This is a genomic window from Paraburkholderia sacchari, assembly GCF_000785435.2.
In the GTDB taxonomy this organism is placed as follows: Bacteria; Pseudomonadota; Gammaproteobacteria; order Burkholderiales; family Burkholderiaceae; genus Paraburkholderia; species Paraburkholderia sacchari.
In genome coordinates, this window is the sequence record NZ_JTDB02000002.1 from 415580 (window position 1) to 442571 (window position 26992).

Consider the following 26992-nt stretch of genomic DNA (forward strand, 5'->3'; position numbering starts at 1 on the left):
GTCTGCAGGCCGTGCGCGCGCCTCAAAAGCGCAGCCGCACCGTCCCTGCGCCGCAACAAGCCACAACAACTCACCGTCCAGCACTCTCATGACCCGCCCTTCGCACAAGAAGGCCGCGCTCGCCGCCGCCTGTGCCGCAACTTTTGTCTGCCTGAGCGCATCCGCGCAGGCTCAATCCACCGTCACGCTCTACGGCGAGATCGACGCGGGCCTTGCCTACGCGAACAACGTCAGCGGCCACTCGCAATATCAGCTCACCTCGGGTCTCATCGACGGCAGCTTCTGGGGCCTGCAAGGCAGCGAGGATCTCGGCGGTGGCATGAAGGCGCTGTTCCGTCTCGAGCACGGCTTCGCGCCGGCCAACGGCGAGGCGCGCAACGATCACCCGTACTACGTCGGCCTCGAATCGGAGACGTTCGGCACGCTTACGCTCGGCCGCCAGTACGACTCGATCCACGACTATTTCGCGCCCTTCACGCTCACGGGCGGCGTGGGCGGCACCGCGTTCGCGCATCCGTTCGACAACGACAACGCCAACAACTCGTACCTCGCCGCCAACGCCATCAAGTACGCGAGCGCGAACTATGGCGGCTTCACGTTCGGCGGCATGTACGCGTTCTCGAACGGCGCGGGTCGTTTCGCCGATAACCGCGCCTACAGCATCGGCGCGAACTACACGGGCGGCGCGTTCAGCGCGGGCATTGCGTGGCTGCACAACAATGGCCGCGGCGCGACCGACAACGGCGCGTATGAGCCGTTCGCGCTGCCGGGCTCGGGGGACGCGGCGGGTTCGGTTATCGATACCTTCGTCGGAAAGCAGGACACCATCGGCGTGGGGGCGAACTATGTGATCGGCGACGTGACGCTCGGCGCCGCGTGGTCGCGCTCGATCCAGACCGGTGTCGTCGATGCGCAAAGCGGCTTTGGGCTGCCGTCCGTCGCGTTCAGCAACTACGAGGTCAACGCGGTCTGGCAGGTCACGCAGGCGGTGTCGCTCGCGGGCATGTACGTCTACACGAAGGGTTCGGATGCGCACTGGCACGAGGGCGCGCTGCAGGCCGTCTATCAGTTCTCGAAGCGCACCGACGTTTACGCTGAAACGATCTATCAGCGCGCAACGGCGGGCGCGCCCGCGGCCATCAATTCGTTCGATCCTGCCAGTGGACGTAACCAGCTCGTGGTCGCCACGGGTATCCGCCACCGCTTCTAATCCAGGCGCACTGCCAGGCGCGCCGGCCGCCGCATGATGGCCGGCGCGCGCATCCAGGCAGTTCCAGGCAGTCCCAGGCAGTCAGGGCGACGGTCAGCGCATTCGCGCGTGCGCTGCTACCATCGGCCGTTCTCCCCTCATCGCCGTCTTCATTGCGGCCTTCCGCCCCGATGCTCGCGCTCAAGCTCACGCTCGTCCCGCTCTTCCTGCTGTTCGTCTCGATGGCCGGCAAGCACTGGGGGCCGAAGGTCGCGGGCTGGCTAGCCGGGTTGCCCGTGATCGCGGGCCCGATTCTCTGGCTGCTCGTGATGGAGCACGGCAATGCGTTTGGCGCGCGCGCCGTCACGCTTTCGCTTTACGCGATCCTCGCTTCCGAGGCGTTCAATTTCGCTTATGCCTGGACGTGCCGCGCGCGGCCCTGGTGGTTTGCGCTCGCGGTGGCGTTTGCTGCGTGGTTCGCTTGCGCGTGCGTGCTGTCGCGCCTGCCGGTGTCGTGGCCGTGGGCACTGGGCGTGGCGCTGGCCGCTACGCTGTTTGGCCAGGCCTTCCTGCCGCGCAGCACCGTGGTGGCCGCCGGCGCGCCGCTCACGCGCACCGATCTCGCTGGGCGCATGGCGGCGGGCGCTGCGCTTACGCTGTCCGTCACGGCCTTGTCCACGCGCCTCGGCCCGGTGTGGAGTGGTTTGTTCGCGGTGTTTCCGCTGCTCAGCAGCGTGCTGGCGGTGTCGTCGCATCGCGCGCACGGCGCGGAGTTCGTGATTGCGTTGCTGCGCGGGATGGTGCTCGGGCGTTTCGGGTTTGCGGCGTTCTGTCTGGTGTTGTCGCTGGGGTTGCAACATCAGGCGGCTACGCTGGCGTTTGCCGAAGCGGTCGCGGTCGCCATGCTGGTTCAGGCGGCGAGCGGTCGCCTTGCGCGGCTCAAGCGCGCGGATCCCGCGCAAAGCGGCGTGCGTGCCGATGCCGTTTCCACGGAGTAACCGGCGGGCGGGGCAGGAGCGGCAGAGGGGGCAGAGGCAAGGAAAAAGGCCCGGACAACGCGTGTCCGGGCAAGCCGCCGGATTACCGGCGGCGGAGGTTTTCTGTACGTGTGTCGCGCGCGGCGCACGAGATGCCGCGAGGCGATGTCATCTAATCTGATTGCACAAAAGTTGACGGGCCCGCTCTCCAATTCGATCGAGAGCGGGCCCGTCCGTTGTGCTTCTCGCAGCGCACCGCCGGGCGGGGCGCTGCCTTCGTCGGCGCTTACTGGCCGAAGTAGACCGACTTGGCCGGCGTCACGCGGCCGCCGGCTTGCGTCGAGCCGTTCGTCGATGCACCGTAGGCCGTGGCTTCAGCCGTTGCGTTCTGCTGCGCGACCTTCGCCCGTGCGGTTTGAATGTCGGCCGGGTAGTACGGGCTCGAAACGCCCGGACGATAGCCGGCTTGTTCGAGTTGCACGAGTTCTGCGCGCACCTGGGCGCGGGTCAGCGGCTGGCTTTCTTGAGCGAACGACAGGGCCGGGGCGGCAAGAACGGTAGCGGCAAGGGCTGCGGCAATCAGGGTCTTCATGATCAATAACCTCCAAAGTTTATCTTTTGAACCGTAACAATCGGTTTGTTCGGTCCGTTGATGTAACTTTATTGCCGCGCGCTTTGAAGATAAATATCGAGATATGGCAAATATCTTTACGGAAATAAAGATAATTGCCGCTGGGTGCCTGCGCGAATGCGCGCTTCGTGGCGGCGACGGTGAGGCAAAATAATGCGCGAGAGGCCGCACAATGCGGTTCACGCGACTCCGCTTACCTTCGAGGAGATTTCTGATGAAAAACGCATTGGGCCGTCAGGCCGTGATGGCCGCTGCGCTGGCGGGTCTTGCAACGGCAGGCGTCGCGAACGCCGCCGACACGGTGAACTGCTATGGCGTCGCCAAGGCTGGCCAGAACGATTGCGCGAGCAAGACTGGCGTGCACGATTGCGCGGGCGAGGCCAAGGTCGATCACGACAAGGGCGACTTCAAGACGATGCCCAAGGGCACCTGCGAAAAGCTCGGCGGCACGCCGGAGCAGTAAGCAAGGCGCGGCATGAGCACGATGCTGCATTCGCCTTCGCGCACGAGTGGGGCGCAAGGCGTCGGCATCGGTTTGCGTCACGTGCACTATGGCGCGTTCATGGACGCGCGGCCGCCGGTCGGCTGGGTCGAGGTCCATAGCGAAAACTATTTCGGCGATGGCGGCTACGACCTGCACGTGCTCGAAACGGTGCGCCGCGATATGCCTGTGAGTCTGCACGGCGTGGGCCTCGGGCTTGGCTCGGCGGCACCGCTTGACGATACGCATCTCGCACGTCTTGAGCGGCTCGTCGAGCGCATCGAACCGGCGCTCGTTTCGGAGCATCTGTGCTGGGGCGCGACGCCTCACGCCGCGCTGCACGATCTTTTGCCGATGCCGCTCACGCAGGCGTCGCTCGATCATCTATGCGCGCGCGTCGCGCGGATGCAGGACACGCTGCGCCGGCGCGTGCTGATCGAAAACGTCTCCACGTACGTGCGCTTTCGCGGCGATACGCTTGGCGAGACGGCTTTCCTGGCCGAACTCGCGCGCCGCACCGGCTGCGGCGTGCTGCTCGACGTGAACAATCTCTACGTGAACCAGTGCAATCACGGCGAGGACGCGCTCGCGGCGATGGCGGCGTTGCCGCGCGAAGCGGTGGGCGAGTTGCATCTCGCGGGGCATCGCGTGACGGAGGCAGCGGTGATCGACGATCACGGCTCGCGCGTCGCGCCTGAAGTCTGGGCGCTTTATGAGGCTGCGTTGCATCGATTCGGCGCGGTGCCCACGCTGATCGAGTGGGACACGGGCGTGCCGCCGCTCGATGTGCTGCTCGACGAAGCGAGGCTCGCGCGCGAGCGCATGACGCGCATTGCGCACGATCCGCTCGCGAGCGCGCAGGTGCGCGCATGAGCGCCGATGAATCGCTTGCGTCGATGCAGGCGGCTTTTGCCGCAGCGCTCGACGACCCAGCCGCCGATGCCGCGTTAGCCGCGGCATACCTTCGCGCCGGCGCTTCTATTGCAATCGCGCACGAACGTCTGGGCTTTTATCGCGGCAACGTGCGCGCTGCACGACGCGCTGCGCTGGCGAGCGCGTATCCGGTGCTCGCGGCGCTCGTCGGCGAGGCTTACTTCGATGCGCTCGCACTCGCTTATGCGCGGGCGCATCCATCGCGCGACGCCGATCTGAATCGCTTCGGCGCGGCCATGCCGGCCTTCATCGAGCGTTACGAAACCGATGAGCGCTACGCGTATTTCGGCGACGTCGCGCGTCTCGAATGGGCGCTGCACATGGCCGCCTTCGCCGCCGATGCCGAGCCGCTCGCGCCGGCGCAGTGGCAGGCGATTGGCGCGGAGCGGCTCATGGCGTCGCGGCTTGCCGTGCATCCAGCTTGTGTCGCGCTGGCCTCGGATCACGCGGCGCTCGCGATCTGGCGCGCGCATCAGCACGACGATCAAAACCTCGGCGGCAAAGCCCACGAAGGCGCGCGCCAGCACGCGTGGCCCGACCGCATCGATACGCCGGGCTGGGTGCTGATCGTGCGTCCGCGCTGGCGTCCCGCTGCGCTTGTCCACGCGCAGGCCGCGCACGAGGCGTTCGTGGCGCTTCAGCATGGCGCGACGCTCGACGAAGCGATCGAAAGCGCATTTGCCGTCGACAAGGATTTCGACTTCGCGAGCCAATGGCGCACGTGGATCGAGACGGGCGCGATTGTGGGCTTGCGGAGCGAATGATGCGCTCATGAGCCTGCGATTGACGAGTAGCAAATTATTACCCGGGTGATATTGTGCGGTTAAATTTATCCGGGTAATATTCGCTCCGTGATTCGATACAGGAGCAAGTCATGGCAATTTCCAACGAAGTCTCGCCACGAGGCACAGGCGTCACGGCCTTTGCGGGCACACGGCTGATCGCGCGCGGTGCGCCGCTAGAAGTGGCGCTGGCGGTGAAGGCCGCGCTGGAGGGCGGAGAAACCGCCCAGGTGCTGGTGTTCGACGACCGCGACGCGAAGCCGGTGGAATTCGATCTGCGCGGCCGGCCCGCTGACGTTGCCGCGCGCCTCGCCGCCGATGCGGCATGGCAAGCCCGCGCTGAAGACGAACAACAAACGCAGCCGGACGAACCCGGCGAAGACGCCCCGCGCGGCCGGGGCCGGCCCAAGCTCGGCGTGGTGGCGCGGGAAGTCACGCTGCTGCCGCGCCATTGGGATTGGCTGGCGGCGCAGCCGGGCGGCGCGTCGGTGGTGCTGCGGCGGCTCGTGGAGAGCGCGCGTCATGCAAGCGAGGCGAAGGACCGCGTGCGGATGTCGCAAGAGGCGGTGCACCGTTTCATGACCGCGCTGGCGGGCAATCTGCCGGGCTACGAGGAAGCGCTGCGCGCGCTGTACGCCGGCGAGCGCGCGCGCTTCGAGGCGTGGAGCGTGGATTGGCCCGAGGGCGTGCGCGACTATGTGCGGGAGCTCGCGCAGGGCGCGTTCGCTTGAAGCCGCAACCAGCCATAACCTGCCAGGACTTCTGCCGGCGCGGCGTCATCGTCAGCCGCACCGGATAAGCGCATTAAAAATACCCGGGCAAAAAAAAGCCGCTCAGGCCACATGGACATGAGCGGGAAGTCGGAGAGTTTACATTTACAACCTCTGCATGATCTGTCATGGGGTCACGCAGCAGATGTAGTCTAAGTCGCGGGTATCTCCGTCGATATAGGAGTAGTCCGAAACTCCCGTCAGGCGCTCGCGCGCTGTAGCTCCGTTCACAAGCACGGCGTCGCAAGTCCGCCTTGCCACGTCGTTTGCGGCTCCGTACACTCGCGCGAGATTTCTTCCCCCGAAAAGATAAGACCCAGACAAGACCCGATCGCGCCGGCAGCCACCGCAGTCACCGGCGCAGGACGACCAACAACGGTCAATAACGGTCAACAACCGCACAAGAGGAGCCCCATGTCCGACTCATATTTTCCCCGCTGGCGCGCGCAAACGAGCACCGCGAAAAGCGTCGTCGCGCCCGACGAACGCCTGCCCTGGCCGCAGATGTTCGCGATGGGCGTGCAGCACGTCGTCGCCATGTTCGGCTCGACGGTGCTCGCGCCGCTGCTCATGGGCTTCGATCCGAACCTGTGCATCTTCATGTCGGGCATCGCTACGCTGCTGTTCTTCGTCGTGGTGGGCGGGCGCGTGCCCAGCTACCTCGGGTCGAGCTTCGCGTTCATCGGCCTCGTGATTGCCGTCACGGGCTATAGCGGCCACGGACCGAACACCAACATTGCGGTCGCGCTCGGCGGCATCATCGCGTGCGGCGTGGTCTATGCGCTGATCGGCGTGCTGGTTTCGGTCGTCGGCACGGCGTGGATCGAAACGCTCATGCCGCCCGTGGTGACCGGTGCGATCGTGGCCGTGATCGGCCTGAATCTCGCGCCTATCGCCGTGAAGAGCGTGAGCGCTTCGCAGTTCGATTCGTGGATGGCGCTCGTCACCATTCTCTGCGTGGGCGGCGTGGCCGTCTTCACGCGCGGCATGCTCCAGCGCCTCCTGATTCTCGTGGGGCTCGCGATTGCCTACGCGATCTATGCGGTCGTGACCAACGGCCTCGGCATGGGCAAGCCGATCGACTTCGCGATCGTCGGCAACGCGGCCTGGTTCGGCATGCCGAAGTTCACCGCACCGGTGTTCGACCCGCATGCGATGACGATGCTCGTGCCCATCGCCGTGATTCTCGTGGCCGAGAACCTCGGTCACATCAAGGCCGTCGCGGCGATGACCGGCCAGAACCTCGACCGCTACGTGGGCCGCGCGTTCATTGGCGATGGTCTTGGCACCATCGTCTCGGGCTTCTCGGGCGGCACGGGCATGACCACCTACGCGGAGAACATCGGCGTGATGGCCGTCACCAAGATCTATTCGACGCTAGTGTTCGCGATTGCCGCGGTCATCGCGCTTGCGCTCGGCTTCTCGCCGAAGTTCGGCGCGGTGATCCAGACGATTCCGGGGCCGGTGCTCGGCGGCACGTCCATCGTCGTGTTCGGTTTGATCGCCGTGACGGGCGCGCGCATCTGGGTCGTCAATCGCGTCGACTTCTCGGATAACCGCAACCTGATCGTGGCCGCCGTCACGCTCGTGCTCGGCGCGGGCGACTTCTCGCTCAAGCTCGGCAATTTCGGGCTCGGCGGCATTGGCACCGCAACCTTCGGCGCGATCATTCTCTACGCGCTGCTGCGCAAGAAGCCGGCGCAGGAAGCGGCGGTTTAAGGCCCGGAGCCTTCGCGCGCCAGTGGCGCGCGTGACGCTCGCGCATGAAAAAACGCGACGCCTTTTTCGAAGGGCGTCGCGTTTGTTTTTGGTGCGCGGGTTCGTGTGCTTCTTCGGTGCGGCCGCGTTTATCCGCGCTTAACCGCGATTGCGTCCGCGCGTGGTCATCGCGGTTTCGGAGAGATCGACTTCTCGCATCAGCTTCGTGAGCGTCTCGTCGTTGATCGTCTGGCGGTTGCGCAGGTCGAGCAGCGTCGCGCGCTCGGCGCGCATGGCCGCAAGGCGCATCTGTAATTCGAGCGCTTCCGCCTCGCGCGCGTGTTTGGCGCGGTCGCGGTCGGCGTCGAGCGTCGCGAGGCGTCGCCGGTAAGTGTCCATTACGCGCGCCGTGACGTCGGCGGCGTAGGCGGCCTGCGATTCGTCCATATCCTCGGTGGCTTTTTCGTGCAGCGCATCCACGGCGCGAATCGCGGCCTGTGCCGCCTGGGCGCGCGCGGCGCGTTCCTCGGCGGCGTGCGCCGGATGCGCGCCGCGCTTCACGCCGCGCAGCAGCAGCGGCAGCCCGACGATCGCCACCATCAGCGAGGCGAGAATCACGCCCGAGGCGATGAAAATGGCGGTGTCGCGGCCCGGCAGCGGCGCGCCGCTCGCGAGCGCCACGGGCAGCGAAAGCACGCCCGCGAGCGTGACCGCGCCGCGCACGCCGGCCACGGTCGTGATCGCCACGGTGCGCAGGCCCGGCACCGCGTTGGCTACGCCCTGGCGCGCGGCGCTGCGGCTCGCCGCCCAGCGCAGCAGCCACACCCAGCCGAAGCGCATCGCGTAGAGCGCTACGAGCACAGCGGCGATATAGCCGATGAGACGCATCATCTGCACGTTGCTCGTGTGATGCGCGTCGAGCAGCGCCTTGCCGAGAATGCCGGGAAACTGCAGCCCGAGCAGCGTGAACACCATGCCGTTGAAGACGAACTCGATCATCTGCCAGGTGCTGTTCGCGCGCACGCGCGAGGACACCGGCCCCATGTGCGCGACGCTCGTGTAGTTCATCATCATCCCCGCGGCCACGGCGGCGAGCACGCCCGAGACTTCGAGATGTTCCGCGAAGAGATAGGCCGCGAACGGAATCAGCAGCGTCATCACGACGCCGGGCGCGGGATCGCCTTCGCTGGTCGTGTTCAAAAAGCGCGAGGACGCGAAGCTGAACAGCCAGCCGATCGCCGCGCCCACCGCGAGCCCGCCCGCCGCGATCACGAAGAAGCTGAGCGTGGCGTCGCGCAGCGAGAAGTAGCCCGTGAGCGCGGCGGCCACGGCGAACTTGAGCGCGACGAGGCCGGACGCATCGTTCATCAACGCTTCGCCTTCGAGGATGTGCATGAGCTGCGCGGGAATCCGGTCCTTGCCGGCGATGGCCGAGAGCGCCACGGCGTCGGTGGGCGAGAGCACGGCGGCGAGCGCGAAGGCCACCGGCAACGAAATCCGCGGCACGAGCCAGTGCACGAAATAGCCCACCGCCACCACGGTGAACAGCACGAGGCCGAGCGCGAGCATCAGGATCGCGCGCCGCTGCAGGAAGAATTCGCGCTTGGGGATGCGCCAGCCGTCCGCGAACAGCAGCGGCGGGATGAACAGCGCCATGAAGATATCGGGATCGAACGTGACGTGCGGATTGATGCGCGGAAACGTGAGTAAGGCGCCGATGGCGATCTGCAAAAGCGGCAGTGGCAGCTTGACGGGCAACAGACGCACGATGACGCCCGAAAGTGCCACGGCAAGGAGCAGAATGAGAACGGTGAAAATGGTTTCCATCGATGAAGTGAGGCGCGGGCGCGGTGCGCCCTTTGAGTGTGTCCCTTTAATGCGGAAGCGTTGCGAACGAATGCGGAACAGGCCTGGCGAGGCCGCCGGCGGCTGGCGGGCAGTGTAGCTCGGGGCGGGCTTGGCGCGCCGCGAACCCGGCAGCGGCCGCGCGTGAGGTTGACGCGCATTGTGTCATGCGAGCGCGGCCGGGCGTGATGCACGAAGTTGGTGCGCCCGCAGCCGTTGCATGCCCGCTGGCCGCGCATGCACGCGGATAAAACGAGGTATGCGTGCGCACGAACCTTGCTTGATCGTTACCCAACCACAGGAGGCGCAACGCAGGGACCGCCGGCACGCGAGCCGTGGCGATCAACTTGCGCGAAGAGGAAAGCATGAGCACAGAGCAACATGACAAGACGGCCACCGCGCCTCATGGCTTCGACCTGAGCGTCGCATCGGGGCTCGAGCGCTATAGCGTGCAACACGGCGAGCTCACGCTCACGAGCGTGTTTCAGCCCGTTTTCAGCCTCTCGCATATGCGCGCGATCGGCTACGAAGGGTTCTTGCGCGCACACGACGCGCTCGACCGGCCTGTCTCGCCGCTCGATGTGTTCGGCGCTGCCGCGCGCGTGGGCGAGGCGCTCCTCGTGGACCGGCTCGCGCAGGCACTGCATCTCGAGAACTTCGCGTTGCTGGGAGCCGAGCGCGAATGGTTGTTTCTGAACGTGCATCCGGGCACGCTGACCGATCCTTATCACGCGGCGGCGCTGCTCGCGAATCTGCGGCGGCTCGATTTGCCGCCGCGGCGCATCGTGCTCGAAGTGCTGGACGTGCCGGAGATGCCGGACGTGAACCCGGTCGATGCCATGGATCTCGACGCGCTCGCGCACGCGGTGGCCGAGTTTCGCGAGCGCGGCTTTCTCGTGGCACTCGACGACTTCGGCGCGGGCCATGTCGACATCGGCCGCGTGTGGCAGTTGAATCCCGATATCGTGAAGCTCGACCGCATCATGCTGCTGCACGCCGCGCATCGCGCCGACATGGCCGCGACGCTGCCCGCGCTCGTCGCGTTGCTGCACGAAGCGGGCAAGCTGGTGCTGATCGAGGGCGTGGAAACGGAGCAGGAGGCGCAGCTCGCGCTCTCATGCAACGCCGACTTCGTGCAAGGCTTTTTCTTCGCGCGGCCCGCCCCCGGCCTGACCGATGCGGCGCACGCGCAAGCCGTGATCGCCGAGGCCACCGAGCGCTATCGCGAGCAGACCGAAGCACGCGAGCGCAGCACGGCAAGCCGTCTTGCGCCCTACGTGCGCGCGTTCGAGCGCGCGGCCGAGCGCCTGGGCGCGGGTGAGGCGCTGGAGGAGGTGTGCTGGAATTTCCTCGCGCTCGATCACGCGGCGCGCTGCTTTTTGCTCGACGCGAACGGGCGTCAGGCGGGGCGCAACGTGGTGCTGCGCGTGGACCGCGCCGAGCACGATGCGCGCTTCCTGCCGCTCGACGACGCGCAGGGCGCGAACTGGCTGCGCAGGCCGTACTTCCGCGCGGCGCTGGTGGCGCCAGGGCGCGTGCACGCGAGCTCGCCGTATCTTTCGATCAACGAAGCGCTGCCGTGCGTGACGCTCTCGATGGCGGTGCAGGTGGGCGACCGCCTGTGCGTGCTGTGCGGCGACGTGGACTGGTTTGCTGCAGAGCCGGCCTGAGCGCGGGCCAGACGGCCCGAAGCTACCGACGAAAAAAAGCGGCGCGAGTGTGAGGCACTCGCGCCGTTTTTTTGCGTCTTGACGACCACGCTTCTTACTTGGCAACCACCACCGGAATACCGCGCAATGCCCCCACACCCTTGAACGACGCGAGCGCCTCGGTGACGGCCTCGCTCGTCCTCACGTCGATGTTCAGGCGCGTGGCGAGTTCGCGCTCGCTGCGTTTGACCGAGGCGAGATTCGCGAGCTTCACGTGGCCATAGCCGCGCACGCGCTGATGCAGGCTTGCGAACTTCGCGAGCTCGGCGGCATTGTCAACGGTGACGTTCGCAAGCGCGCCGCGCAGCGTCGCCTCGTAGTCGTCGGCGAGGGCGCGTTCCATGCGCCGCTCGAGCGTCTTGCCGAACGGGTCGAGCCACGTACCGCGCACGCCGCGCCCCTTCGCGAGCAGCGCGAGCCCGGTCCACAGCCACTGGCCGAACTGCATCTTGCGCGGATGCTGGCCGTTCTTCTCGCGCGCGATGAGCGGCGGCGCGAGGTTGAATTTCACTGTGAAGTCGTTGCCCGCCTTGCCTTCGAACTGCGCTTCGAGCGCGGCGCGGAAGGCCGGATCGGCGTGCAGGCGTGCCACTTCGTATTCGTCCTTCACGGCGAGCAGCTTGTAGAACGTGGCCGCGACGGCGCGCGCGAGCGCTTGATCGTCGGATTGATCCGCGCGGCGCGCGGCATCGACCAGCGCGCGATAACGCTTCACGTAGCCAGCGCCGCCGTAGGCGAGCAGACGCTGCTCGCGGTCGGCGATCAACTCGTCGAGCGTTTGCGTGAGCGTGCGCACCGTCGCTTTGGCGGCCGCCGCGCGTTGCGTGTCCAGCGCTTCGAGCGCAGCAGCGTCGGCGGCGGCGAGACGCCCAATCGAGAACGCAAACAGGTTCGCCTGCACGGCCACATTGTTCAACTCGATCGCACGCGTAAGCGCCGCGAGCGACACCGGCACGAGGCCAAGCTGCCACGCGAAGCCGAGCATCACGATGTTCGCGCCGATCGTGTCGCCGAGGAAGCGCTGCGCGAGCGCCTGGGCATCGCATGCGGCGAGCGGGTCTTGCGCAGCGCTTTTTTCATTTGTGGCGCCGTTGGTCGCCGCGTGGCGCATCTTCGCGAGCAGTGCGTCGGCGTGCAGGTTCGCCTCGGGGTTCTGCACGAACGCGGCGTTCGGAATTTCATGCGTGTTCACGACGATGCGCGTGCGGTCGTGGCGCACCGTTTGCAGCGCGTCGGCGCTCGCGCCCACCACCATGTCGCAGGCGAGCAGCAGGTCGGCCTGCTGGGTGTCGATGCGCACCTGGTTGAGCAGTGCGTCGTTTGCTGCGAAGCGCACGAACGACAGCACCGAGCCGCCCTTTTGCGCGAAGCCCATGAAGTCGAGCACCGAAGCGCTTTTGCCTTCCAGGTGCGCGGCCATGCTGATGAGCGCGCCCACCGTCACCACGCCCGTGCCGCCCACGCCGGTCACGAGAATGTCGTAAGGCGCGTTGTCGAGATGCGTGGCCGGAAGCGGCAGCGCATTCACGCGCGCAGCGAGCGCCTGCGGATCGAACGCCGCGCCCGCAGCCTTTTTAAGCTTGCCGCCTTCGATGGTGACGAAGCTCGGGCAAAAGCCGTTCACGCACGAATAGTCCTTGTTGCACGACGACTGGTCGATGCGGCGCTTGCGGCCCAACGTCGTTTCCACTGGCTCGACCGAGAGGCAGTTCGACTGCACGCCACAATCGCCGCAGCCTTCGCAGACTTCCTCGTTGATGAAGAGGCGCTTGTCCGGATCGGGGAATTCACCCTTTTTGCGGCGGCGGCGTTTTTCGGCGGCGCAGGTCTGGTCGTAGATCAGCACGGTCACGCCCGGCGTTTCGCGCAGTTCGCGCTGCACGGTGTCGAGTTCGCTGCGGTGATGGAACGTCGTGCCCTTCGGAAACAGGCCGTGGTGGCCATCGTATTTCTCGGGCTCGTCGCTCACAACTACGAAGCGCGAGACGCCCTCGGCTTCCACCTGGCGCGCGATCTGCGGCACGGAGATGCTGCCGTCCACGGGCTGGCCGCCGGTCATCGCCACGGCGTCGTTGTAGAGGATCTTGTAGGTGATGTTGGCCTTCGCGGCCACGGCCTGGCGAATCGCAAGGATCCCTGAATGAAAGTAGGTTCCGTCGCCGAGATTCTGGAACACATGACGCGTGTTCGTGAACATCGAATGCGAGGCCCAGTCCACGCCTTCGCCGCCCATCTGGATCAGGCCTGTGGTGTCGCGCTCCATCCACGAAGCCATGAAGTGACAGCCAATCCCGGCCTGCGCGATCGAGCCTTCGGGCACCTTGGTCGAGGTGTTGTGCGGGCAGCCCGAGCAGAAGTACGGCGTGCGGCGCACGGCATCCGCGACGTTCGACAGGATCTGCGGCGCCACCAGATCGACCACGCGCTCGCGGCGGTCGAGCATCGGCTTGTGCTGCGCGAGCCACGCGGCGAACACCGGCAGGATGCGCGAAGGGCGCAGCTCGCCCAGATCGGAGAGCAGCAGCGTGCCGTCCTCGGCGTGCTTGCCGACGATGGCCGGGCGCGCGCCGTCCTTGCGGTTGTAGAGATAGTCCTTGATCTGCTGCTCGATCACGGGGCCCTTCTCTTCGATCACGAGCACATTGGAGAGGCCCGAGACGAACGCGTCGATGCGCGACATCTCCAGCGGGAACGAGAGCCCCACCTTGTAGATGCGCACGCCCGCGCAGTCGAGATCGTCGACCGTGAGGTCGAGACGGCGCAGCGCTTCCATGAGGTCGAGATGCGCCTTGCCGCAGGTCACGATGCCCACGTCCGCGTGCGGGCTCGGCGCGATCCACTTGTCGATGCTGTTCACGCGCGCGAAGTGGCGCACGGCGTCGAGCTTGGCCGCGAGGCGCTGCTCGATCGACAGGCTCGGCAGGTCGGGCCAGCGGTTGTGCAGGCCGCCAGGCGGTGGGGTGAAACCCGACGTTGCCAGATCGGGAGCCTGCCAGTCGGTTTTCAGCGCATCGAGATCGACGGTCGAACCCGACTCCACCGTCTCCGAAATGGCCTTGTAGCCCACCCATGCGCCGGAGTAGCGCGAGAGCGCCCAGCCATACAGGCCGAACTCGAGCATGTCGGCGATGTTCGACGGATTCACGATGGGCATGTGCCACGCCATCATCGCGAAGTCGCTCTGATGCGGCATCGACGACGACACGCAGCCGTGATCGTCGCCCGCCACCACGAGCACGCCGCCATGCGGCGACGAGCCGTAGGCGTTGCCGTGTTTGAGCGCGTCGCCGGCGCGGTCGACGCCCGGGCCCTTGCCGTACCACATCGCGAACACGCCTTCGACGGTGCGCTCGGGGTCCGCTTCCACGCGCTGGGTGCCGAGCACGGCGGTGCCGCCCAGTTCCTCGTTGATGGCGGGCAGGAAGCGCACGTCGGCGGCTTCGAGCAGCTTCTTCGCCTTCCAGGCCTGCTGATCGACCATGCCGAGCGGCGAGCCGCGATAGCCGCTGATGAAGCCGGCCGTGTTCAGCCCATGCGCGCGGTCGAGCGCACGCTGCATGAGCGGCAGTCGGATCAGCGCCTGGGTGCCGGTGAGGAAGATGCGGCCGCGCGCGGCGGTGAGGTTGTCGGTGAGCTTGTAATCAGCCAGATGTGGCCAATTCGGCGGCGTGGCAGGCATGTCGCCAAACGCGGGGCGCGCAGTCATGGGGGAGTCTCCGTTCTATTGCTGTCGCGCGCCCTTCTTGGGGCGCGGCGAGGAAGACTCTATTTTTTCGCGCCAATGACGGAAATATTTTGCTAACTCACCAGGCCCGGCAGGAATTCGCGCGACAAGCTACCCGTCACGGGGCAATTTTGAGAAGGATTTCCCCTGCAGCGTTTCGATGCCCGCGCGAGAGGCATGCGGCGTCAGATCACGCTCGGCCCGTATGGCCTGGCGTTGTCGAATGCCACAACGTCGTGAAAGTGCGTGTAGTCGATGGTGCTCACGCCGTTCACGTCGCTCATCAGGTCGACGTAGCGGTATTGCCAGCGGATTTGCGCATCCGACCAGATATGGCGCGCCTGCATGGTCTGCGCGGTCGACTCGTCCGAGCCTTCGATCACGACGTGCAGCGCCGCGCTCTGGTTCGCGAGCATGTCGGGCGTCGCGCCGAACAGCGGGCTCGATTCGTCGATCACATGCATGAGGTTCCAGCCGAGCGTGAAGAGCGGATGCTCCGAGCGCACGAGCTTGAGGTCGTAGATGCGCCGCGCGGTGTAGCCGTCCGACGAGGTTTCGACGCGGATCAGGCGCAGCTTCGCCTGCGCTTCGGCAATCACGTTCTGGCGCGCATTGGCGGCGCGCGCCATCAGCGTCATGCGGCCTTCGATCGGATGCACGACCACCTGGTTCGCAAACAGGATCTTCGCGCGCGGGCGCGAGAAGCGTGCGAACACGAGCCCCGTGGCCAACGCGACCCCCGACATGCCGACGAAGATCTCCAGCGTCGCGATGACGTGGGCATAGACGGTTTGCGGGTGCATGTCGCCGTAGCCGACCGTCGCGAGCGTCTCGACGCTGAAGAAAAAGGCGCCGAGAAAGTCTTTCGGAAACTGATTGGCGATGGGCGCTTCGCCCAGCTGATAGAGGCACGCGAAGAGGCCGTTGAGCAGCAGGAAGAGGCCGGCGAGCGAGGCGAAGAACGTGAGCCAGCGCATCTGCAGCGCGAAGTGATAAAAGTCGCGCCAGGTCTGCACGGGCATGCCGTAGACGAGAATCTTCCGCGAGCCGAATTCCAGCGTTCGCGCGCCGCTGCGATGGACTTCTTCGGGTTTGCGCGCCTCCGATGCCGATGCGGGGGAAGCGCCCTTGCACAGCGTATCGGTCGAGGTCTCCTCGGGTTGCACATCCGCCGCGTTCGCGGGCGGCGCGTGGGCGGCGGAGGCTTCCTGCGAGTCCTGCATGTCGGCGCCGGTGCCGACGTTTTCGCAGGCGTTGCGCCCTTGCATTTCGGATGTCATGGTGGTCCCTTCTTCAGGGCGGAGCGAAATGAGGAGGCAAGCGTAGCAATCGCGGAGAGGCAGGGCAAGCCGCCGCGCGCCCAGCGCTCCTGTGCGGGATCAAGCCAGGTTCAAGCCAGGTTCAAGCCAAAGTCCGGAAGCGGATGGCGCGAGCGCGCCGGTCATGGAAACGCGTGTGGCTTGGGAATGCCCGCGCCGTGCTCGATGTCGGCGATGGCCTGGCGGCGCGCGGCATCGATGGCTTCGGCGGATGCCTCGAAGCCCGCGTTGCCGCCAATCGTGACCCATGGCTGCACGGGCTTGTCGCGGTGCGTGATCTGGTATTCGGCATCCCAGCGCGCGCCTTGCAGTTCGAGCGGATGCACGTGGATGGCGTAGACGCCATAGAGAAAGAGTTGTTCGGCCATGTTCGTCTCCTGCCGGCCGGAGCAAGCGTTCGAGCTGCCGGCCGAAGAGGACCGCCGCGGACAGGATCGCCGCCCCGCGCGGTTCGAGATTGCCTCTCTTGCACCTTACAGTTCGAGTTCGCCGAGAATGCGATGCGCGAGCGCCTTCGCTTCTTCCAGCGCTTCCTCAGGCGTGCCCGAGGCGCTTTCTACTTCGTAGACGGCGTTCTCGAGTTCCTCGCCGTCGTCGCGCGCCAGGGAGACCAGGCCCTGGTACTGGCCGGCGTTCATGGGCCGCACTGAGGCGACTGCCGTATAGATCCCCTTGGTGTAGCTGACGTCTTCCATGGCGGGCTCCTCGTGAAAGGAGCTTCCATGCTAGCACGTTGATTCCGCGCCTGCGGGGCACGCTCGTGACGCTGACAAGGCGCTTTCATGTCAGTGTTGCGCCGCGCATCGCGCGCGGCGCGGGCCAGCCGGTGCGTTAGTCAGCGAGCAGCGAGACGACCTCGTCGAGCGTGGGCGAATGCGCGCCGGGCCGGCGGCACGCCGCGGCGCCGGCGGCAAGCGCGAACGCCAGATGCTGACGCCACTCGCGCCGTGGCGCGCTCATCAAGCTGAATAGCAGCCCGCCGATGGAGGCGTCGCCCGCACCCACGGTGTCGGCCACCTCGACGCGCGGCGGAGCCGCTTCGATCACCGCGTCGCCGGCATAGAGCGTCGCGGGCTGCGCGCCGCGCGTGACGAGCAGCGTGGCGGCGGGGTTCAGCGCGCGCATTGCCGCGATGGCCTCGGCTTCGCTTTTGTCGGCGAACAGCATGCGCAAATCTTCGTCGGACACCTTGATGAGGTCGGCGAGCGCGGCCATGCGGCGCAGGATCGGCTCGTAGCCGTGCGCCATCAGGTTGCGGTAGTTCGGGTCGAAGCTGATCTTCACGCCGGCCTCGCGCAACTGCGCCGCGAGCGTCGCGAGCGTTTCGCCGAGCGGCTGGCGCACGAGGCTGATGCAGCCGAAATGCGCCCACTTCGCGTGTGCGCGCCAGCCTTCGGGCAGCTTCGCCGGATCGAAGGCGAGATCGGCGCTGTTATCGCCGATGAAGTAGTACGCGGGCGGATGCGTCTGGTGCACGATCGCGAGCAGCGGCGCGCGCTCGACGCGCTGCATGAAGCGCATGTCGAGGCCCGCTGCGACGCTCGCGTTCCAGAGCTCGTCGGAGAAGTTGTCGGTGCCGAGCGCGCCCGCGCATGCGGTGGGCAGGCCCAGGCGCGCCACTGCGCGCGCCACGTTCCAGCCCGCGCCGCCCGGATGCGCGCGCCAGTGCGAATCCATGCCCGGCGCGCCCGACGCGTGCGGTGCGCCTTCGGGCGCGGGAACGCGCACGAGATCGGTGAGGATGTCGCCCGCCGAAATGAAGGCGGGGAAGCCGGACGAGAAGTCGGGGCCAGTGTTGCAGGTGCTCATCGCTTGTTCCCTCGCTGTTCCTTCGCTGAATCTTCACTGATGCTCAGGCGTTGCCGTCGGTGCCGTTCGCTTGCGCGAAGGCCGCTTCGCTGCCTGCCGCCGTTCCCGTTGTTCCCGTTGTTCCCGCTGTTCCGATAGCGGGCGCCATGCCGCGGCCCGGCAAGGCGTTCAGGACTTCGTAGCATGCGCCCATCGTGTGGTAATCGGTCTTGCCCGCAGGGCTTTTCTCGTCACTGTACTTGCGGTTGTCGCAGGTAAGTATGCGATACCACGCACCGTAACGATGATCGACGAAATGCGCCCAGCTGTAGCGCCAGATTTCGTCGTACCAGTCCCAGAAGCGCTCGTTGCCGGTGCGCTTCGCGAGCAGCGCGGCGGCGGCGAAAGTCTCGGCCTGGACCCAGAAGTACTTGTCGTGGTCGCATACCGTGCCGTCCGGGCCGAAGCCGTAGTAGAGCCCGCCGTGATCGTCGTCCCAGGCGTGCGCCATGGCCGCGTCGAACAGTTCGATCGCGCGCGGCAGCAGCCACGGCAGCGGACGATGGCGTTCGAGGATCATGAGCAGTTTCGCCCATTCGGTTTGATGCCCCGGCTGGAAACCCCACGGGCGGAAGATGTTCGAGCTGTCCGCCTCGTTGTAGTGCCAGTCCACCGACCAGTCGGCGTGAAAGTGCTCCCACACGAGCCCGTGCGAGAGCTTCGCCTGGCGCAGCGTGATGTTGGACGCGACGCGTTCCGCGCGGTCGAGATAGACGAGGTGGCCGGTCGCCTCATAGGCCGCGAGCAGCGCCTCGGTAGTGTGCATGTTCGCGTTCTGGCCGCGATAGCTCGACACGATCCAGTCGGCACTGGCTTCATCGGCGTACAGGCCCGCTGCGCCGTCCCAGAAGCGGTGCTCCATCAGCTCGAAGGTGGCGCCGATCATCGGCCGGGCTTCTTCGATGCCCGCCATCGCCGCATGCGCATACGCGAGCAGCACGAACGCGAGGCCGTAGCAGTGCCGCGTGGCGTCGAGCGTGCGCTTCTTGCCGTCACGCCAGTCGATCTCCCAGTCATAGCCCTGGTGATGCGGATCCCAATGGCCTTCGCGCAGGAACTGCAGGCCGTGGCGCGCGTATTCGAGGTAGAGCGGGTCGCCGAATTCGCGATACGCCATGGCGTAGTTGAAGACGAAGCGGCAACTGCTCACGAGATGGCGCGAGTGGGCGTTGTAGATCGAGCCGTCGTCGCGGAAGTAATGGAAGAAGCCGCCGGCGCTGTCGAACACGGTGGGCGAGTAGAAGCGCAGCGTGTCCTCGACATGGCCGAGCAGGAACGCGCGGTCGCGAAAGCTCGCGACCGCGGGCGCGCCTGCGTCGGCAAGCCTGGCCGGTTGGGAGGGGGCGGCGTTGGAAGGCTTCGTCATGGCTTTCTCGTCTTGGCTTGGCCTGGCGCAACGGCGGACCAGGCTTGGGGTGGTTTCAGCAGGACTGCTTCGGCACGAGGCCCAGTCCGCGACAAGGCGCTTGCCGCCGCCTCGGTGGAGTCGCTGGCGGCGGTGCTCGCGCGCTCGACAAGCCGCACGGGCAGCACGATTTCGTCGGCTGCGGGCGCTTCTTCGAGCAGCAGTTCGACGCCGCGCCGCCCGAGCGCTTCCTTGTCGACAGCGATGGTCGAGAGTGCGGGCGCGGCGTGCGACGCGCCCGCAATGTCGTCGAAGCCGATGATCGCCATGTCTTGCGGCACGCGCAGGCCGGCGGCCAGGCACACGCGCATGGCGGCGAGCGCGGCGGCGTCGTTGAAGGCGAACACGGCATCGGGCAACGGCCCGCGCCCGCTGCGCGCGGCGTCGAGCAGGCGCTGCATCGCGAGCGCCGCGCCGGTGTCGGGATCGAGCCCGCCATCGATGCAGGTTTCCAGCGACGGGTCGAACAGCAGCCCCGCTTCGAAGAACGCGCGCCGGTAGCCGAGCGCGCGCTGGGCGATGCTGTAGTGCGCGAGCGAGCCGCCGATGAATGCCACGCGCCGGCGCCCCTTGCTGAACAGATGATGCATCGCGAGCGCCGCGCCCGCGGCGTTGTCGATATTCACCGAACGCAGGCCCTGCGCCCACAGGTCGATCAGCACGAGCGGGCGCTGCAGCGCGACCAGCGCGGCGAGCGTCTCGGGCTCGACGAAACCCGCCACGGCGATGGCGTCGGGCGCGTGCAGGCGCAGTTGCTGGATGGTGTCGTCGGCGGGGCCGGCGGTGAGCAGCGCGGGCACGATGCCGTGCTCGCGGCAGGCGTCTTCCACGCCGTGCAGGACATGCGAGAAAAACGGGCTTGCGGCGAAGTTGTTGTGCTGGCGGTGCAGCAGGAACGTGAGGCGGCGGATGCGCGGGCGCAGTTGCCCGCAGTCGTAGCCGAGCGAGCGCGCGACTTCGACGATGCGCGCGCGCGTGGGCTCCGACAAGCCCGGTTGGTTCTTCAACGCGCGGGAGACCGTGCCGATCGACACGTTGGCCGCCTGCGCGACGTCACGAATGGTTGTCCCCATGGTTTCTGTGCGCGCTTGCTGATGCCGCACGGCGTGCGTGCCGCGATATGGCCAGATGTGCGGCGATTGTATAGTAAAAATGTGGCCGCGCAACCTTTAAAGGCGGCGTAAAACGCCAGTAAATACCCGTAATTACGAGAATAAACGTAAATTTACATGTTTAGTAAAAACAACTAAACAGAGCGCGGGAATGGCAGTTGCGCGACGTTGCATGTCTTGCTCTACCCGGAGGGACTCTTGCGCGGCATATCCCTACTGTTATTTCTGGTCCTGCTTCTGGTTGCCTCTGTTCCTGCGTGGCCGTACAGCCGCACGTGGGGCTACGGGCCGTCTGGCACCGTGGGCGCCGGGGTGATCGTCATGTTGTGGCTCGTGTTGACCGGGCAGGTTTAGACGCGCATAGCCATGTTCCCGTGCAAAGGCAAAGAGGCCGGCGCGGAGTGATCCGCGCCGGCCTCTTTGGTTGATGCACCGGTTGTTTGTGGGCGCCGCTTCGCTTGCGGATTGTCGCTTACTGCCTTCCCCCCGCCACCGCCCGCTCGCCGCGTGCCGCGCGCGACTCGTCGCCGGTTTCGGCGCGCTCGGCGCTCATGTCGCGGGCGCCCCAGCGCTGCGCGAGCGCCGCGCACACCATCAGCTGGAGCTGATGGAACAGCATGAGCGGCAGCACCACCGCGCCCACGGCGTTCGAGGCGAAGATGACCTTGGCCATCGGCACGCCGGCCGCGAGGCTCTTCTTCGAGCCGCAGAAGATGATCGTGATCTGGTCGGCGCGCGAGAAGCCGAGCTTCTTGCTCGTGAACATGGTGGCGCCGAGCGCGAGCCCGAGCAGCACCGCGCTGATCACGACCAGGCCGCCGAGCGCCGCAATCGATGTGTGGTGCCAGAGCCCCTGGTTGATCGCCTCGGAGAACGCGCCGTAGACCACGAGCAGGATCGAGCCCTGATCGACGAACTTGAGCACGCTGCGGTTGCGCTCGATCCAGCGGCCGATCACGGGCCGCAGCAATTGCCCCGCGACGAACGGCACGAGCAACTGCAGCACGATGTTCCAGACCGTATGCCAGGCCGACGTGCCGCCCGCGGCCTGGTTCGTGACGATGAAGCTCACGAGCGCGGGCGTGACGAAGATGCCGATCAGGCTCGACGCCGATGCGCTGCACACGGCGGCGGGTACGTTGCCGCGCGCGATCGAGGTGAACGCGATGGACGACTGCACGGTCGAGGGCAGCGTGCACAGGAACAGCACGCCCATGTAAAGCGCGGGCGTGACGAGCGGCGAGAGCACGGGTTTGAGCGCGATCCCGAGTAGCGGGAAGAAGATGAAGGTGCTCGTCAGCACGACGATGTGCAGACGCCAGTGCGTGGCGCCCGCCACGATGGCATCGCGCGAGAGCTTGGCGCCGTGCAGGAAGAACAGCAGCCCGACCGCGACGTTGGTGAGCCAGTTGAAAGGCTTGGTGGCCACGCCGTGCACGGGCAGCAGGCTGGCGAGAATCACCGTGCCGATCAGGCACAGCGTGAAGTTATCAGGCAGGAATTTCGGACGAACCATCGATCAGTCTCAAGTGCGCACCACGGCGCACTTTATTCGATTGGGGCGCCACGGGAGGAATCAGGGCCTCTATTGTTGGCCCAGGGCGATTGAAAAAGCAAATTCATTTGACGAATCGATTAATGATCGTTTTGCATGACGGGTTGGATTTCAGAGCAATTGCCGCGGTGTGGCCGATGCGAGACAAGAGGGGTGCGAGCAGGCATCGCCGCCATTCATTCGTCATGCAAAACACACGGTTCGAGCGCAGCGCAGCCAGTGCGCGTCCGTTGCTCGCAAAGCCCCGCCGGAAGAGCCTCCGGCTGCCTCGGCGAGGCTGCTGGAAAGCATGAAACAAGCCCGCGCGTCATGTCCCCAAAGACCAAAAAATCGTGCAGTAACATGGTGTTACAACCCTTCCGAGGGCATAACACTTTTTGGCTCGACACCCTTTCAGGACGCCCATAAATTACCGTCAAGGAAGAGTCAAAAACCGTTGCGACAGCAATTGTTGCATGACGTACACGCTTCCCGGAACGGCTCGCCATGGCCCGAATGGCGTTAAGCCATGCTGAACGTCGGGCAGGTGATCGACACAAATGCGTGCAGGGTTGTCAAAGTTAGGGCAGTGGGTCTTGGGGGCCGGATTAGCGGCCCTCATTGCGTTCGCCCTTGTCCAGCCTGCACTGGCCGGTCACGGTGGCGGCGACTTTCATGGCGGCGGCTTTCAGTCCGCGCCCATGATGCACAGCGCTTCGCGCCCGGCCATGCCGATGCAATGGGGTGGCCAGCGTGGCGGCGGCATGCGCCGCGGCGGCGAGGGCTTTGGCGGAGCGCCCTTTGGCGGAGCGCCCTTTGGCGGAGCGCCCTTCGGCGGAGCGCCAGGCGGGCGCTCCAGTGGGCACTACAGTGGACACTACGGCGGCGGGCCGATGCGCGTAGCCGACCAGGGCGGCTGGCGCGACCGTCAGGGCGCTCGCCAGCAGGAGCACCGTGTCGGCGGCTTCAACAACGATCCCTATGGCAATGGCTTCGGCGGCTATCACGGCCCGATTCAGCCCGTGAGCGCGGAAGCGCGTCAGGTCCCCCGTCCGCCGGCCGATTCGCCAGTGCGCGCCGGCTCCATTCGCGAAGACGTCGCGCGCTACAACGAAGAGCGCAGCTCGTACCGCCCATTCCAGCGCGGCGGCGGCGAGGTGCCGCGTCCGCCGATGCCGGCGCCCTATCGTAACTAGTCCCCCTCGTTTTTCACGCGCGCTCCCCGCCGCGTCGATCCAACCAGACCCTGAATTTCCAACCGACCGTCCGGATGGCGAGTCCGGTCGATATCGCTCGTCCCTGCGAGTCTCAAAACTGACGTGTGGATACCACACTTTATGGGAAATTTTTTGTCAGACCATATCCTTTCATCATCCAATCTCGGCTTCGTGAAGATGGCGCTCGGATGGCGCGGCTGCAGAGCGGCAAAAAACGGGCCGAAGTCCTGTCCACGCGGGTGACGGGCTTGTGCCGGTCGTGTCCGGGCCATGCGCAACGGCTGCTGCAACCGGTCGAATCGGGATTCGCCGGCAGCAAAGTATGCGGATCGATATACCGGCGATAACAACCGATATTTTTGTCCACCAATCTGGTCCGCAAAGATGGTCCCGCCCAGAACGGCGACGCCCGCGAACGGCGAGATAACAACCGGTTTGCACGAGCGCCAAAGCCGCCAAACACTTTTTTGACAAATCGACAGGAGAACCCATGAAAAAAGCCGTCAGCCGCGCGCTGTGCACGCCTCTCAAGGCGGGTGTCATTGCCGCCTTGCTTGCCGCCGCATCGTCGTCGGCATTCGCGCAGTCGAGCGTCTCGCTCTATGGCCAGGTCGACGAATGGGTCGGGGCCACGCGCTTCCCGGGTGGCAAGACGGCCTGGAACGTCGGCGGCGGCGGCATGTCGACGTCCTACTGGGGCTTGAAGGGTGCTGAAGATCTGGGCGGCGGCTACAAGGCGGTCTTCAAGATGGAAAGCTTCTTCCGCGCGCAGAACGGTCAGTTCGGCCGCTTCCAGGGCGACACCTTCTTCGCCCGCAACGCGTATGTCGGCATCGAGTCGCCGTACGGTACGGTTGTCGCGGGCCGCGTGACGACGCCGCTGTTCATCTCGACGATTCTGTTCAACCCGTTCGTCGATTCGTACACGTTCTCGCCGATGATCTTCCACACGTACCTCGGGCTCTCGACGTTCCCGAGCTACACGACCGACCAGGGCGCGGTGGGCGATTCGGGCTGGAACAACTCGATCCAGTACTCGACGCCGAACTTCAACGGCCTGTCGGGCACGGCTGTGTACTCGCTCGGCAACACGGCTGGCCAAAACGGCAAGAAGAAGTGGAGCGTCCAGGGCCTGTACTTCAATGGCCCGTTCGCCGCCACGGCGGTCTGGCAGTACGTGAACTTCAACAACACGCCGGGCGACATCGGCAGCATCGTGAGCGGCGATACGGTCATCCAGGGCCTGCGCAGCCAGAGCATCGGCCAGGTGGGCCTGTCGTACGACCTGAAGTTCGTGAAGTTCTTCGGCCAGTACATGTACACGAACAACAATAGCGACCTCAACAGCTGGCACGTGAACACGGCGCAGGGCGGTGTGACGGTGCCGCTCGGCACGGGCACGGTGATGGCCTCGTACGCGTACTCGCGCGACAGCGGCGGCCTGAACCAGACGCGCTCGACCGCTGCTATCGGCTACGATTACCCGCTCTCGAAGCGCACCGACGTCTACGCGGCCTATATGTACGACCACTTCGACAACATGTCGTCGGGTCAGACCTACGGCGTGGGCCTGCGCGCGAAGTTCTAAGCGCCCCCGAGCCTGAAGCCAGCAAGGCAGAAACCCCGCGCTGTCCGCAGCGCGGGGTTTTGTTTTTTTGAGCGGCGTGCACAATCCTGGAGACGGGTTTTCGATGAATTTGAATTTGGCGAAAAGGGCGGCGTGATGGATACCCTTGTCAGCATGAAAGTGTTCCGGCACGTGGTGGAGGCGGGGAGCTTCGTGGCGGCGGCCGAGCGCATGGACATGTCCGCCGCCATGGCGAGCAAGCATGTGATGCATCTCGAGCAGCAACTCGGCGCGCGCCTGTTGAACCGCACGACGCGCCGCGTCGCACCCACCGAGGCGGGCCGCGAATACTACGAGCGCGTGGCCCAGGCGCTCACCGAGCTCGATGAAGCGGGCCAGGCCGTGGGCGCCGCGAGCGTGGTGCCGCAGGGGCGTCTGCGCGTGTCGTCGCTCACGGCGTTCGGCCTGCGCCACGTGATGGGCGCGGTGGCCGACTACGCGGCCGGCTTCCCGCAGGTCACCGTCGACATCACGCTCTCGGACCGCGTGGTCGAGCTGATCGACGAGGGCTTCGACGTGGCGATTCGCGCGGCGCCCTCGGGGCTGAAGGCGTCGTCGCTGATCGCGCGGCCGCTCGCGACCGCGCATATCGTGCTGTGCGCGGCGCCCGAGTATCTGCGCCGCCACGGCGTGCCCAAGAGCGTCGCCGATCTCGCGCAGCACAAGTTCGTGCATTACGCGGGCGCCTCGGCGGCGGAGCTCGCGCCGTTCGCGGAGGGCGGCGCGCGGCAGATGCGGCCCAAGCCCGGCGGCAATCTGATCGTCAATCACCTGGAGGCGCTGCGCGTGGTGCTGCTGCAGGGCGGCGGGCTCTCGATGCTCGGCACCGAGGTGATCGGCGACGACATCGCGCAAGGCCGCCTCGTGCCGCTGCTCGTCGACGCACTGCCGCCGCGCGAGCTGCCCATCTATGCCGTCTATGCGAGCCGCCGCCACCTTTCGGCGAAGGTGCGCTCGTTCGTCGATTTCCTCGCGGAGCGCTTTGGCGAGCACCCGCTATGGCCGGGCGTCGAGGAGATTCGCGAGGCGGCGGCGCGCGCGGCGGCGAAAGGGAAGGTGTAAATAAGCCGCGCGCCCGCCGCTGCGGTTTCAGATTCCGCCGGCCGCGTCAGCGCGCGAGCCCGAGCCGCGCGCGGGTCTCGTCGTACTCGCGCTTCAGGCGCGCGACCAGTTCGGCGACCGAGGGCACGTCGTCCATGAGCCCCACGCCCTGGCCCGCGCCCCAGATGTCCTTCCAGGCCTTGGCCTTGTCGCCGCCGAAATTCATCTTCGATTTGTCCGACTCGGGCAGCGCGTCCGGGTCGAGCCCTGCGTTGATGATGCTCTCGCGGATGTAGTTGCCGTGCACGCCCGTGAACAGGTTCGTATAGACGATGTCGGCGGCCTTGGCCCCGAGGATCGCGTGCTTGTACCCGTCCACGGCATGCGCCTCGCGCGTGGCGATGAAGCGCGTGCCCATGTACGCGAGATCGGCGCCCATCGCCTGGGCGGCGAGGATCGAGCCGCCATTGGCGATCGCGCCCGAGAGCACGATGGGGCCGTCGAACATGCGCCGCACTTCGCCCACGAGCGCGAACGGCGAGGTCGTGCCCGCATGGCCGCCCGCGCCCGCCGCAACGAGAATGAGGCCGTCCACGCCCGCTTCGAGCGCCTTGCCCGCATGGCGCAGATTGATGACGTCGTGCAGCACGACGCCGCCGTAGCTGTGCACGGCGTCGAGCAACTCCCTGGGCGGCGCGCGCAGGCTCGTGATGAAGATCGGCACCTGGTGCTCCACGCACACGCGCACGTCATGTTCGAGCCGCGTATTCGACTGATGCACGATCTGGTTCACGGCGATCGGGCCGATCACGGCGTCCGGGTTCGCGGCCTTGTGCGCGGCGAGCTGCGCCTGGATCTGCGTGAGCCATTCGTCCAGCAGTTCGGCGGGGCGCGCATTGAGCGCCGGAAACGAGCCGACGATGCCGGCCTTGCACTGCGCGATCACGAGCTCGGGGTAGCTCACGATGAACATCGGCGCGCCGACGACAGGCAACGAGAGGTTCTGCAAGACGGCGGGCAATGCCATGGCGGGGTCTCCTTGCGGGCTGCGGGGCCGGTTCGGGCCGGATTTATGCTGACTATGGTGGACCGTTGCGGACCATTGCGGATTATGAGCGTGCGGTTGATCGCTCATGGTGCGCCGTTCGGG

The 26992-nt window shown here is 66.3% G+C and carries 23 protein-coding genes; 12 read left to right on the forward strand and 11 right to left on the reverse strand.

Annotated features, from left to right (window positions below; all coding sequences use genetic code 11):
- The first annotated feature begins 88 nt into the window (after positions 1-88).
- Entirely contained in the window at positions 89-1210 is a 1122-nt protein-coding gene (locus NH14_RS08660) for a porin (protein ID WP_035523560.1), read from the forward strand.
- Between the two features lie 170 nt (positions 1211-1380).
- Positions 1381-2187, forward strand: coding sequence for a hypothetical protein (locus NH14_RS08665; protein ID WP_035523562.1), 807 nt, complete (start codon positions 1381-1383; stop codon positions 2185-2187).
- A gap of 265 nt (positions 2188-2452) precedes the next feature.
- On the opposite strand, the gene NH14_RS08670 is transcribed toward NH14_RS08665, so the two are convergent.
- The gene (locus NH14_RS08670; RefSeq protein WP_035523564.1) at positions 2453-2758 is read right to left on the reverse strand and encodes a DUF4148 domain-containing protein; all 306 of its coding nucleotides are present in this window, start codon (positions 2756-2758) and stop codon (positions 2453-2455) included.
- A 253-nt stretch (positions 2759-3011) separates the two neighbouring features.
- Here NH14_RS08670 and NH14_RS08675 point away from each other — a divergent pair, with 253 nt between their 5' ends.
- The 5 genes from NH14_RS08675 to NH14_RS08695 all read left to right on the forward strand — a co-directional run bounded on the left by NH14_RS08675 (position 3012) and on the right by NH14_RS08695 (position 7482).
- Positions 3012-3260 carry a BufA1 family periplasmic bufferin-type metallophore gene (locus NH14_RS08675; RefSeq protein WP_035523566.1) on the forward strand — a complete coding sequence of 83 codons (249 nt, stop codon included), beginning with the start codon at positions 3012-3014 and terminating at the stop codon, positions 3258-3260.
- 12 nt (positions 3261-3272) lie between these two features.
- A complete protein-coding gene (gene bufB, locus NH14_RS08680; RefSeq protein WP_237179571.1) occupies positions 3273-4151 on the forward strand; it encodes an MNIO family bufferin maturase in 879 nt (292 codons plus the stop codon).
- Positions 4148-4975 carry an HvfC/BufC N-terminal domain-containing protein gene (locus NH14_RS08685; RefSeq protein ID WP_035523569.1) on the forward strand — a complete coding sequence of 276 codons (828 nt, stop codon included), beginning with the start codon at positions 4148-4150 and terminating at the stop codon, positions 4973-4975. The genes bufB and NH14_RS08685 overlap by 4 nt, the downstream gene beginning before the upstream one ends.
- A 110-nt stretch (positions 4976-5085) precedes the next feature.
- On the forward strand, positions 5086-5724 hold the full coding sequence (locus tag NH14_RS08690; RefSeq protein WP_052147873.1) for a DUF2239 family protein: 639 nt from the start codon (positions 5086-5088) through the stop codon (positions 5722-5724).
- Between the two features lie 453 nt (positions 5725-6177).
- Positions 6178-7482: a solute carrier family 23 protein gene (locus tag NH14_RS08695; protein WP_035523572.1), complete on the forward strand. Its 1305-nt coding sequence runs from the start codon at positions 6178-6180 to the stop codon at positions 7480-7482.
- A 138-nt stretch (positions 7483-7620) separates the two neighbouring features.
- On the opposite strand, the gene NH14_RS08700 is transcribed toward NH14_RS08695, so the two are convergent.
- Positions 7621-9288 (reverse strand): Na+/H+ antiporter, encoded by a 1668-nt coding sequence (locus NH14_RS08700; RefSeq protein ID WP_035523574.1) that lies wholly within the window; start codon positions 9286-9288, stop codon positions 7621-7623.
- A gap of 383 nt (positions 9289-9671) precedes the next feature.
- Between NH14_RS08700 and NH14_RS08705 the strand changes: the two genes are divergently transcribed.
- Positions 9672-10976 carry an EAL domain-containing protein gene (locus tag NH14_RS08705; RefSeq protein ID WP_035524002.1) on the forward strand — a complete coding sequence of 435 codons (1305 nt, stop codon included), beginning with the start codon at positions 9672-9674 and terminating at the stop codon, positions 10974-10976.
- A gap of 94 nt (positions 10977-11070) precedes the next feature.
- Here NH14_RS08705 and NH14_RS08710 read toward each other — a convergent pair whose 3' ends face one another.
- The 7 genes from NH14_RS08710 to NH14_RS08740 all read right to left on the reverse strand — a co-directional run bounded on the left by NH14_RS08710 (position 11071) and on the right by NH14_RS08740 (position 20384).
- The gene (locus NH14_RS08710; RefSeq protein ID WP_152617095.1) at positions 11071-14694 is read right to left on the reverse strand and encodes an indolepyruvate ferredoxin oxidoreductase family protein; all 3624 of its coding nucleotides are present in this window, start codon (positions 14692-14694) and stop codon (positions 11071-11073) included.
- Between the two features lie 230 nt (positions 14695-14924).
- Complete coding sequence (locus tag NH14_RS08715; RefSeq protein WP_237179572.1) at positions 14925-16019, reverse strand: ion channel; 1095 nt, start codon at positions 16017-16019, stop codon at positions 14925-14927.
- Between the two features lie 161 nt (positions 16020-16180).
- Positions 16181-16426 (reverse strand): hypothetical protein, encoded by a 246-nt coding sequence (locus NH14_RS08720; protein WP_035523579.1) that lies wholly within the window; start codon positions 16424-16426, stop codon positions 16181-16183.
- 105 nt (positions 16427-16531) lie between these two features.
- On the reverse strand, positions 16532-16753 hold the full coding sequence (locus NH14_RS08725; RefSeq protein ID WP_035523582.1) for a hypothetical protein: 222 nt from the start codon (positions 16751-16753) through the stop codon (positions 16532-16534).
- A gap of 136 nt (positions 16754-16889) precedes the next feature.
- Positions 16890-17867 carry a carbohydrate kinase family protein gene (locus tag NH14_RS08730; RefSeq protein ID WP_035523584.1) on the reverse strand — a complete coding sequence of 326 codons (978 nt, stop codon included), beginning with the start codon at positions 17865-17867 and terminating at the stop codon, positions 16890-16892.
- A gap of 43 nt (positions 17868-17910) precedes the next feature.
- Entirely contained in the window at positions 17911-19272 is a 1362-nt protein-coding gene (locus tag NH14_RS08735; RefSeq protein WP_052147874.1) for an AGE family epimerase/isomerase, read from the reverse strand.
- Positions 19269-20384 carry a LacI family DNA-binding transcriptional regulator gene (locus NH14_RS08740; RefSeq protein WP_084225229.1) on the reverse strand — a complete coding sequence of 372 codons (1116 nt, stop codon included), beginning with the start codon at positions 20382-20384 and terminating at the stop codon, positions 19269-19271. The genes NH14_RS08735 and NH14_RS08740 overlap by 4 nt, the downstream gene beginning before the upstream one ends.
- A 237-nt stretch (positions 20385-20621) precedes the next feature.
- On the opposite strand from NH14_RS08740, the gene NH14_RS08745 reads away from it, so the two are divergent.
- Positions 20622-20777: a DUF3309 family protein gene (locus tag NH14_RS08745; protein WP_035524012.1), complete on the forward strand. Its 156-nt coding sequence runs from the start codon at positions 20622-20624 to the stop codon at positions 20775-20777.
- Positions 20778-20895: 118 nt separating this feature from the next.
- Here NH14_RS08745 and NH14_RS08750 read toward each other — a convergent pair whose 3' ends face one another.
- Positions 20896-21939, reverse strand: a complete 1044-nt coding sequence (locus tag NH14_RS08750; RefSeq protein WP_035523586.1) for a bile acid:sodium symporter family protein — start codon at positions 21937-21939, stop codon at positions 20896-20898.
- Between the two features lie 719 nt (positions 21940-22658).
- Between NH14_RS08750 and NH14_RS08755 the strand changes: the two genes are divergently transcribed.
- The 3 genes from NH14_RS08755 (at position 22659) to NH14_RS08765 (ending at position 25863) form a co-directional block, all read left to right on the forward strand.
- Positions 22659-23153 (forward strand): hypothetical protein, encoded by a 495-nt coding sequence (locus NH14_RS08755; RefSeq protein ID WP_152617090.1) that lies wholly within the window; start codon positions 22659-22661, stop codon positions 23151-23153.
- A 511-nt stretch (positions 23154-23664) separates the two neighbouring features.
- Positions 23665-24762 (forward strand): porin, encoded by a 1098-nt coding sequence (locus tag NH14_RS08760; protein WP_035523589.1) that lies wholly within the window; start codon positions 23665-23667, stop codon positions 24760-24762.
- 135 nt (positions 24763-24897) lie between these two features.
- Positions 24898-25863 (forward strand): LysR family transcriptional regulator, encoded by a 966-nt coding sequence (locus NH14_RS08765; protein WP_035523592.1) that lies wholly within the window; start codon positions 24898-24900, stop codon positions 25861-25863.
- Positions 25864-25909: 46 nt separating this feature from the next.
- Here the strand turns inward: NH14_RS08765 and NH14_RS08770 are convergent, their stop codons facing one another.
- Entirely contained in the window at positions 25910-26869 is a 960-nt protein-coding gene (locus NH14_RS08770; protein WP_035523594.1) for an NAD(P)H-dependent flavin oxidoreductase, read from the reverse strand.
- Between the last annotated feature and the right edge of the window lie 123 nt (positions 26870-26992).